Origin of the sequence: Streptomyces albus subsp. chlorinus (assembly GCF_013302895.1) — a bacterium.
GTDB classification, from domain to species: domain Bacteria; phylum Actinomycetota; class Actinomycetes; order Streptomycetales; family Streptomycetaceae; genus Streptomyces; species Streptomyces chlorinus.
Window position 1 is genome coordinate 5,482,601 of the sequence record NZ_VJOK01000001.1, and the last position, 8,694, is coordinate 5,491,294.

The following is an 8,694-nucleotide window of genomic DNA, read 5'->3' on the forward strand; positions in this document are numbered from 1 at the left end:
CCAGGCCGCGGGCAGGCGACGCGCGCCGCCCAGGGGCTGTCACCAAGGGGGACGGGCGCCGTCCGGGCTCCGTGGCGACGGGACGGGAAGCCGCGTCGACCCCGGCGGTGCCCCGCGACGACCGGTCCCATCACGACCGGTCCCATCACGACCGGTCCCACCACGACCGGGCCTCACGAGGCCCGGCGCCTCACGAGTCCGGCGCCTCACGGCGTTCGGCCCCACGGCGACAGGCGCCTCACGGCGTCCGGCCGCTGGCGGGAGCCCGTCGGCGGCACGGCGGGCCGGAGCCCCGCCGGGGTGTGGAACTCACAGTGTCTGGAGCGTCACCAGGGTGATGCGGCGTTCTTCTCCCTCGCCCTCGGTCTCGATCCGCACCCGCTGGCCGGAGCGCAGCAGCAGGAGGCCGCCCGCGTCGAACGCGGCGGCGTCGAACGGGAGCGGGGTGCCGTCGTCCAGGAGCACGCTGCCGGAGCGGGACGCCGGGTCGTAGGTGTACGCCGTGGCCTGCATGCCCGCAGCCTAGCCGCAGCGGCCGGTGACCTGTTCGCCCAGCAGCCGGGAGGTGAAGGCCCCCACGCCCAGCGCCCGTGCGGCCCGCAGGTCCTGGGGGGTGTCCACGTCCTGCCGCACGCTCGGCACCCGGGAAAGCCCCAGCTCGACGGCTCCCGAGGCGCGGTGCCTGGCCCGGGAGGGGCCGCCGAAAGCGGGGGAAAGGGCGACCGGCGGCAGGGCCGTCAACACCGTTGTTCCGATTTCCGCGGCGTCGGGCAGAAAAGCCCGGGGGAATTCGGCGGCCGCATTCAGCACCCGCGTCAATTCCGCGGGGCGCAGTGCGGGCAGATCGGCGTTCAGCGCCGCCACGGCGCGCCGGGGGTGCGCGGCGCGTGCCGTCGCCGCTCCGTACGCGAGCGCGGGGTTGAGCCCCTCGCCGGGCGCGTCGGGCACCAGGCGCGCGCCCAGCGCCGCCAGCGCGGCGGTGGCGAGCGGATCATCCGTGACAACCACCACATCGCGCACCAGCGGGCAGGCCAGCGCCGCGCTCACCGTGTCCTGCGCGAACGCCAGCGCGAGCCGGGGCCGCGGGATGCCCGCGGCGGCGTCCGCGAGCCTGCTCTTGGCCCGTTCCAGAGGCTTCAGCGGCACCACGAGGGTCCATGCCACGGGCGTCACATGTGGCTGCATCGGCCCCATTCTCGCCTGCCCGGGGAGCGGTACCGCCGGAGCGGGGTTACCGTGTGCCCGGCACTCGGGCACGCTCAGTGTGCTCGACAGCGAGGCGCTTGGTGGCGACACTTGTGCGGTTGTCGATTGGCCCCAGCGGATGGGCCCCACAAGGAGCCCCCTAAGGAGATGGTGTCCGGGTGTCCCGCCAAACCGTGCCCACCCCGGGAGCAACGCTCAGAACACCGGACGGAAATGCCGGGAAAAAGGGGGCGTGCGATGCCGGGGAGTGACGGTAAACGCAGGAAGGTCGGCTTCTGGTACCGCCTCGCCGCGTTCCTGGCGAAACCGCCGCTGATCCTTCTCTTCAAGCGGGACTGGCGCGGAATGGAGCACATGCCCGGCGAGGGCGGCTTCATCACCGTCGTCAACCACAACTCGTATCTCGACCCGCTCTCCTACGCCCACTACCAGTACAACACCGGGCGGGTCCCGCGGTTCCTGGCCAAGGTGGGGCTGTTCAAGGGCGGCTTCGTGGGCGCCGTCATGCGGGGCACCGGGCAGATCCCCGTCTACCGCGAGTCCACCGACGCGATCGGCGCCTTCCGGGCCGCCGTGGAGGCGATCGAGAAGGGCGAGTGCGTCGCCTTCTACCCCGAGGGCACCCTCACCCGCGACCCGCAGATGTGGCCCATGACCGGCAAGACCGGTGCCGCCCGCGTGGCGCTGCTGACCAGGGCCCCCGTCATCCCCGTCGCACAGTGGGGCGCCAATCTGGCGATGCCGCCCTACGCCAAGGAGAAGAAGCTGCGGCTCTTCCCGCGCAAGACCCTCACCGTGCAGGCGGGCCCGCCGCTGGATCTGTCCGCGTACTACGACCAGGAGCCCACCGCGGAGGTGCTCCGCGAGGTCACGGACGTCATGATGGACGCGGTCACCGAGCAGCTCGCCGCCATCCGCGGGGAACCCGCCCCGGCCGAGCGGTACGACATGCGCAAGGCCGCGGTCCGCAGGCGGCAGCAGCGTGCCCCGCGCGAGGGCGCGGAGCACCATGAGCACGCAGGGCCCGCCCCGGCTCCGGCCGAGGCGGCAGAGGGAGAGAAGAACGCGTGAGCGCGAGCGACGAGGGCGTGGCGGAGCAGGCGCGGGCGGAACGCCCGAGGAAGGCCGCCGTCTTCGGCACCGGCTCCTGGGGCACCGCCTTCGCGATGGTGCTCGCCGACGCGGGCTGCCAGGTGACGCTGTGGGGCCGCCGGGCGGAGATCACCGAGGCGATCAACAGCACGCGCCGCAACCCCGCCTACCACCCGGACGTCGAACTCCCCGACCGGGTGCGGGCGACCACGGACCCGGCCGAGGCCGCCCGGGACGCCGCGTTCACGGTGCTCTCGGTCCCCTCCCAGACGCTCCGCGCCAACCTGGAGTCCTGGCGCGGGCTGCTCCACCCCGCCACGGTGCTGGTGTCCTTGATGAAGGGCGTCGAACTGGGCACCGCCAAGCGCATGAGCGAGGTCGTGGAGGAGGTCGCCGGGGTCCCCGCCGAGCGGGTCGCCGTGCTGACCGGCCCCAATCTCGCCCGGGAGATCGCCGCTCGCCAGCCCGCCGCCGCGGTGGCCGCCTGCGCGGACGAGGAGGCGGCGCGCGCCCTGCAGAGCGCCTGCCACACCCCCTACTTCCGGCCCTACACCAGCACCGACGTGGTCGGCTGCGAGCTGGGCGGCGCCGTCAAGAACGTCATCGCGCTGGCGGTGGGCATCGCCGACGGCATGGGGCTGGGCGACAACTCCAAGGCGTCGCTGATCACCCGGGGCCTGGCCGAGACCACCCGGCTCGGGATGGCCATGGGCGCCGACGCGCAGACCTTCGCGGGGCTGGCCGGGATGGGCGACCTGGTGGCCACCTGCTCCTCTCCGCTGTCCCGCAACCACACCTTCGGCACCAACCTGGGCCGGGGCATGACCCTCCAGGAGACGATCGCGGTCACCGAGCAGACCGCGGAGGGCGTCAAGTCCTGCCAGTCGGTGCTGGACCTCGCCCGGCGGCACGGGGTGGAGATGCCGATCACCCGGACCGTCGTCGGCATCGTCCACGAGGGCAAGTCCCCGCACGTGGCGCTCAAGGAACTGATGTCCCGCAGCGCCAAGCCCGAGCGGGCCTGACCTCCCCGCGTCCCGGGGCTCTCCGGGGCACCTGGGAGGACAACCGCGCGCCACGGGGCGTGCGCATCGGCTGCGCGCCCCCCGACGCGGTAAAGTCCCAGCGATATGAGCAGCCAGAGCCCCGCCCCCAAGCCCCGAGTCGCCGTCGTCTTCGGCGGACGCAACTCAGAGCACCAGATCTCCGTCCTCACGGCCGGCGCGGTGCTCAAGGCCATCGACCGTGACAAGTACGAGGTGCTGCCCATCGGCATCACCGCGGACGGCCGCTGGGCGCTGGCCGCCGACGACCCGGACCGGATGGCGATCGAGGGCCGGACGCTGCCGACCGTCGAGATGCTGGCGGAGTCGGACACCGGCGGGGTGCTGCTGCCCGTCTCGCCCGACAGCCGCGAGGTCGTGCACACCGAGCCCGGCCAGCTGCCCAAGGCGCTGGGCGAGATCGACGTCGTCTTCCCCGTGCTGCACGGCCCCTACGGCGAGGACGGCACCCTGCAGGGCATGCTCGACCTGGCGGGTATCCCGTACGTCGGCTCCGGCGTGCTGGCCTCGGCCGTCGGCATGGACAAGGAGTACATGAAGCGGATCTTCGCCTCCTTCGGCCTGCCGGTGGGCCCCTACGTCACCGTCCGGCCGCTCGAGTGGGAGGCGGACCCGGCCGCGGCGCGCAAGAGGATCGTCGACTTCGCCGCCGAGCACGGCTGGCCGGTCTTCGTGAAGCCCGCCCGCGCCGGCTCCTCCATGGGCATCACCAAGGTCGACGGCCTGGGCGGTCTGGACGAGGCGGTGGAGACCGCGCGGCGCCACGACCCGAAGATCCTCGTGGAGTCGCTGCTGCGCGGCCGGGAGATCGAGTGCGGCGTCCTGGAGTTCGAGGACGGCCCCCGGGCCAGCGTGCCCGCCGAGATCCCGCCGGTCAGCGACCACGACTTCTACGACTTCGAGGCCAAGTACATCGACTCGGCCTCCGGTATCGTCCCGGCGCCGCTGACCGCACAGGAGACGGCACGGGTGCGGGAGCTGGCCGTACGGGCCTTCGAGGCGGCCTCCTGCGAGGGGCTGGTGCGGGCCGACTTCTTCCTGGGCGAGGACGGCGAGTTCGTGATCAACGAGATCAACACCATGCCGGGCTTCACGCCCATCTCCATGTACCCGCGCATGTGGCAGGAGACCGGGGTCGGCTACCCGGAGCTGATCGACCGCCTCCTCCAGGCCGCGCTGCGCCGCCCGACGGGCCTGCGCTAGCGCTCCCACCGGGACGGGACCGCGACCGGAGCCGGGACCGGGGGGGGCGGGGCCGCGCCTCAGCGCTCGCGCTTCGGCACCGTCCGCTTGACCGCCGCGGCCATGTCGGCCAGCGCGCCGACCTCGGGCGCGTAGTCGTCGGGCACGGTCAACTCGACGTGGGCCACGCGGTCCGTGGTGGTGAAGCGGTAGCCGCCGTCCCGCTTCTCCATCAGCCAGGACACCCCGTTCACCTCCGCCGCCTCGGCGGTGGGGTTGTACTCTTCGTTGCCGGGCGTGAGCTTGGCGGGCCGCGCGACGCCGCAGCGCAGCTCGATCGCGGGATCACCCCACACGGCGGTGTAGTCCGAGGCGGGATCGGTCTCGCCGCGCTCCTGCCCGGCCACCTTCCCGGGCAGCGCGTCGTGCAGCGACCGGCAGACCCGCGCCGCCTCCCCGGAGGGGCTTGGTACCGCGGGGCCGGCGTCTCCCAGGGCCGAGCAGGCGGTCGTGGCGAGGGCCGTGAGAGCGCACACGGCGGTGGAGACGGCGACAGATCGAGGGGAGGCCCGGTGTCGGATGCTCACCGGGCGAGCATACGGGGGGCTACAGATGGACGATGGGGCAGGTCAGTGTGCGGGTGATGCCGTCCACCTGCTGGACCTTGGCGACCACCATGCGGCCGAGGTCGTCCATCGTCTCGGCGCGGGCGCGCAGGATCACATCGTACGGACCCGTTACATCCTCGGCCTGGATCACGCCGGGGATCTTGGAGACGATCTCCGCAACGGTCGAAGCTTTGCCAACTTCGGTCTGGATCAAGACGTACGCCTGTACCACGGAACCTCCCAGGGGGCCACGAGGATCATGCGGGGCGAGAGAGAAACGCCACCGTACCGCGTCCCCCCGGCCGCGGGGAGACCACCGGGCCGCCCTCGTGGTGGCGAAACGCCCTGACGGCGGGGGCGCTCAGGCTCCGGCCCGCGGGGCCGGCCAGGCACGGGGACACCGACACGCGTCGCGGCCCGCGGTCCGCACGCACGAGGAAAGACGCAACCGAGAAGGGGCACAGCAATGCATGATCTGAACGGCGGCACCGCGCCCGGGCCTTCACCCTCCGGCGCGGCGGCCCCGCACGGCCCGGCCCGGGGGATGGCCAAGGGCACCGTGGGGGAGCTGGGGGAGTTCGGGCTGATCCGGGAGCTGACCTCCCGGCTGACCTCCTCGACCGCCGTACGGATCGGCCCCGGGGACGACGCGGCGGTGGTCGCGGCGCCGGACCGGCGCGTCGTCGCCAGCACGGACATCCTTCTCGAAGGGCGGCACTTCCGCCGCGACTGGTCGACGGCGTACGACGTGGGGCGCAAGGCCGCGGCGCAGAACCTCGCGGACATCGCGGCCATGGGCGCCTACCCCACCGCGCTGCTGCTCGGCCTCGTCGTCCCCGTCGACCTGCCCGCCACCTGGCCGACCGAACTCATGGACGGCATCCGGGACGAGGCCCAGGTGGCCTCCGCCGCGGTGGTCGGCGGCGACGTCGTGCGCGGCGACAGCATCGCCCTCTCCGTCACCGCGCTCGGCGACCTGCGCAACCACGAGCCCGTCACCCGCTCCGGCGCGGGACCCGGCGACGTGGTGGCCGTCACCGGCTGGCTGGGCTGGTCCGCCGCCGGGCACGCGGTGCTCTCCCGCGGCTTCCGCTCGCCCCGCGCCTTCGTGGAGGCCCACCGCCGCCCCGAACCGCCCTACCACGCGGGCCCGGCCGCGGCGGGGCTCGGCGCCACCGCGATGATCGACGTCAGCGACGGGCTGGTGGCCGACCTCGGGCACATCGCGGAGGCCAGCAAGGTCCGCATCGACATCCGCTCCGCCGACCTCGACGTTCCCGCGCAGATGTCCGACATCGGCCAGGCCGTCGGCGTCGACCCGCTCCAGTGGGTGCTCACCGGCGGCGAGGACCACGCCATCGTCGCCACCTTCCCCCGCGACCAGAAGCTCCCCGCGCGCTGGCGGGTCATCGGCGAGGTCCTCGCCCCCTCCGCGCTGCCGCACGTGACCGTGGACGGCGCGCCCTGGACCAAGGCCGGAGGCTGGGACCACTTCGGGGACGACGAGGAGTCCTGAGTACCGTCGTGGCATGGACGATGTGACTTCGCGGGCCGGCCGGCCGCCCCTCGTGCTGACCGTCGCCGGCTCCGACTCCGGCGGTGGCGCCGGCATCCAGGCCGACCTGAAGACCATGCTGGCCCTCGGCACCCACGGCATGAGCGTGATCGCCGCCGTCACCGCGCAGAACTCCCTCGGCGTGCAGGGCTGTTGGGAGCTGCCGGAGGAGGCCGTGCGCGCCCAGTACCGCAGCGTCGTCGACGACATCGGGGTGCAGGCCGTCAAGACGGGGATGCTCGCCTCGTCGGCGCTCGTCAAGACCGTCGCCGAACTGCTGGCCGGCACCCCCGTGCCGGTGGTGGTCGACCCCGTGGGCGTCTCCAAGCACGGGGACCCGCTGCTGGCCGCCGACGCCGTGGAGGCGGTGCGCACCAACCTGCTGCCCGTCGCCACCGTCGTCACCCCGAACCTGGACGAGGTCGCACAGCTCACCGGCGTACGCGTGCGGGACGAGACGGGACTGCGCGAGGCCGCGGCGGCCGTCCTCGCCCACGGGCCGCGCTGGGTGCTGATCAAGGGCGGGCACCTGCCCGGCGAGGCCGTCGACCTGCTCACCGACGGCACCGAGGAGCACTGGCTGCGCGCCCCCCGTCACGACAACCGGCACACCCACGGCACGGGCTGCACCCTGGCCAGCGCGCTCGCCGCCTCCCTGGCGAAGGGCATGGACGTCCCCGGGGCGGCACGGGCCGCGAAGGAGTACGTGACGGGCGCCATAGCGGCGGGCTTCCCGCTGGGCGCCGGACTCGGCCCGGTGGACCACGGGTGGCGGCTGGGCGAGCGCTGACCCGTGTGCCGTCCTGAGCGCACCGGCGAGAGCGCCCGGTGCGCACCCGGACAGGAGAGTCCCCGGTGGGCACCCGGACACACGAGAACCGGCCCGCACGAGGCGGGCCGGTTCTCGGATGTCGGCTCGGCGTGAGGCCGCGCGGTTACGTCGGGGACGTCAGCGCGAGACCTTGCCGGCCTTGATGCACGAGGTGCAGGCGTTGAGGCGCTTCGGCGTCCCGCCGACCACGGCACGCACGCGCTGGATGTTCGGGTTCCAGCGACGGCGGGTGCGGCGGTGCGAGTGGGAGATGTTGTTGCCGAACTCCGGCCCCTTGCCGCAGACGTCGCAGTTCGCAGCCACGGGTCACTCCAAAGACTTCAGATGCACGTACGGTGAATCCCGGCGACGCGGGGCCAACAAGAAGGACCGGCTGCGCCAGGGAGATCGTCGCCCACCGGAGCACATCGTCCGGATCAGGCAACCGGAGCAGCATACAACGGCCGGTCCCCCGCAGGGAAACCGGGACCGCCTCTCCCTGCCCCGACCTGGGCTTTGGTCCCCGCCCACACTAGCCTTCCGGCAGCACCGGCCGCCCAGACCGGCTCCTGCTCCGTCCCCGAGGAGGTCCCGCACGTGCCGCAACCGCTCGACGCCGCCGCGGTCCGCCGGTGGTGCGCCCTCGGCCGGGAGTCACTGCGGGCCCACCGCGCGCGGATGGACGCCATCAACGTCTTCCCGGTCGCGGACGGGGACACCGGCACCAATCTGTGCCTCACCTTCGAGGCGGCCGCCGAGGCGGCCCCGCCCCCTCACGCGGACACCGCCGCCCAGGACGCGCTGCGCGCCATGGCACGGGCCGCGCTGCTGGGCGCCCGCGGCAACTCGGGGACGATCCTCGCGGAGTACCTGCGCGGAATGGCCGAGGGGCTCGCCGCCGGGCCGGAGCCGGAGGCGGCGCTGCCCGCCGCGCTGCTCGGCGCCGCCGAGGCCGCGTACGCCGCCGTCGCGCACCCCGTGGAGGGCACCATGCTGACGGTGGCCACGGCGGCGGCCGACGCGGCCCGGGCCGGGGACGATCCCGCCGCCGCCGCGCAGCGGGCGCTGGCGGCCACCCCGGGGCAGCTCGACGCCCTCTCCCGGGCCGGGGTCGTGGACGCGGGCGCGCTCGGACTGACCGCGCTGCTCGGCGCGCTGTGGGCGGCGCTGGGCGAG

The 8,694-nt window shown here is 73.9% G+C and carries 11 protein-coding genes; 6 read left to right on the forward strand and 5 right to left on the reverse strand.

Annotated elements, in window-relative coordinates; all coding sequences use genetic code 11:
• Positions 1-309: 309 nt before the first annotated feature.
• The gene (locus tag FM076_RS24105) at positions 310-513 is read right to left on the reverse strand and encodes a hypothetical protein (RefSeq protein ID WP_173873024.1); all 204 of its coding nucleotides are present in this window, start codon (positions 511-513) and stop codon (positions 310-312) included.
• 9 nt (positions 514-522) lie between these two features.
• Positions 523-1,194, reverse strand: a complete 672-nt coding sequence (cofC, locus tag FM076_RS24110) for a 2-phospho-L-lactate guanylyltransferase (RefSeq protein ID WP_173873025.1) — start codon at positions 1,192-1,194, stop codon at positions 523-525.
• Positions 1,195-1,443: 249 nt separating this feature from the next.
• On the opposite strand from cofC, the gene FM076_RS24115 reads away from it, so the two are divergent.
• The 3 genes from FM076_RS24115 (at position 1,444) to FM076_RS24125 (ending at position 4,565) form a co-directional block, all read left to right on the forward strand.
• Positions 1,444-2,277: a lysophospholipid acyltransferase family protein gene (locus tag FM076_RS24115; RefSeq protein ID WP_173873026.1), complete on the forward strand. Its 834-nt coding sequence runs from the start codon at positions 1,444-1,446 to the stop codon at positions 2,275-2,277.
• Positions 2,278-2,294: 17 nt separating this feature from the next.
• The gene (locus FM076_RS24120; RefSeq protein WP_173874969.1) at positions 2,295-3,323 is read left to right on the forward strand and encodes an NAD(P)H-dependent glycerol-3-phosphate dehydrogenase; all 1,029 of its coding nucleotides are present in this window, start codon (positions 2,295-2,297) and stop codon (positions 3,321-3,323) included.
• Positions 3,324-3,428: 105 nt separating this feature from the next.
• On the forward strand, positions 3,429-4,565 hold the full coding sequence (locus FM076_RS24125; RefSeq protein ID WP_173873027.1) for a D-alanine--D-alanine ligase family protein: 1,137 nt from the start codon (positions 3,429-3,431) through the stop codon (positions 4,563-4,565).
• 59 nt (positions 4,566-4,624) lie between these two features.
• Here the strand turns inward: FM076_RS24125 and FM076_RS24130 are convergent, their stop codons facing one another.
• Positions 4,625-5,131 carry a DUF3515 domain-containing protein gene (locus tag FM076_RS24130; RefSeq protein ID WP_345945194.1) on the reverse strand — a complete coding sequence of 169 codons (507 nt, stop codon included), beginning with the start codon at positions 5,129-5,131 and terminating at the stop codon, positions 4,625-4,627.
• A gap of 19 nt (positions 5,132-5,150) precedes the next feature.
• Positions 5,151-5,384 carry an Lrp/AsnC ligand binding domain-containing protein gene (locus FM076_RS24135; protein ID WP_173873028.1) on the reverse strand — a complete coding sequence of 78 codons (234 nt, stop codon included), beginning with the start codon at positions 5,382-5,384 and terminating at the stop codon, positions 5,151-5,153.
• Between the two features lie 312 nt (positions 5,385-5,696).
• Here FM076_RS24135 and FM076_RS24140 point away from each other — a divergent pair, with 312 nt between their 5' ends.
• A complete protein-coding gene (locus FM076_RS24140; protein ID WP_173874971.1) occupies positions 5,697-6,668 on the forward strand; it encodes a thiamine-phosphate kinase in 972 nt (323 codons plus the stop codon).
• A 13-nt stretch (positions 6,669-6,681) separates the two neighbouring features.
• Positions 6,682-7,497, forward strand: a complete 816-nt coding sequence (gene thiD, locus FM076_RS24145) for a bifunctional hydroxymethylpyrimidine kinase/phosphomethylpyrimidine kinase (RefSeq protein WP_173873029.1) — start codon at positions 6,682-6,684, stop codon at positions 7,495-7,497.
• A gap of 159 nt (positions 7,498-7,656) precedes the next feature.
• Here thiD and rpmB read toward each other — a convergent pair whose 3' ends face one another.
• Positions 7,657-7,842: a 50S ribosomal protein L28 gene (gene rpmB, locus FM076_RS24150; RefSeq protein WP_016470082.1), complete on the reverse strand. Its 186-nt coding sequence runs from the start codon at positions 7,840-7,842 to the stop codon at positions 7,657-7,659.
• Positions 7,843-8,115: 273 nt separating this feature from the next.
• Here rpmB and FM076_RS34135 point away from each other — a divergent pair.
• On the forward strand, positions 8,116-8,694 hold a 579-nt coding region (locus tag FM076_RS34135; RefSeq protein WP_345945196.1), incomplete at its 3' end, for a DAK2 domain-containing protein.

Coding starts and splice junctions, on each gene's coding strand:
- FM076_RS24105 (WP_173873024.1), bottom strand. CDS start 513: ATGCAGGCCACGGCGTACACCTACGACCCGGCGTCCCGCTCCGGCAGC.
- cofC (WP_173873025.1), bottom strand. CDS start 1,194: ATGGGGCCGATGCAGCCACATGTGACGCCCGTGGCATGGACCCTCGTG.
- FM076_RS24115 (WP_173873026.1), top strand. CDS start 1,444: ATGCCGGGGAGTGACGGTAAACGCAGGAAGGTCGGCTTCTGGTACCGC.
- FM076_RS24125 (WP_173873027.1), top strand. CDS start 3,429: ATGAGCAGCCAGAGCCCCGCCCCCAAGCCCCGAGTCGCCGTCGTCTTC.
- FM076_RS24140 (WP_173874971.1), top strand. CDS start 5,697: ATGGCCAAGGGCACCGTGGGGGAGCTGGGGGAGTTCGGGCTGATCCGG.
- thiD (WP_173873029.1), top strand. CDS start 6,682: ATGGACGATGTGACTTCGCGGGCCGGCCGGCCGCCCCTCGTGCTGACC.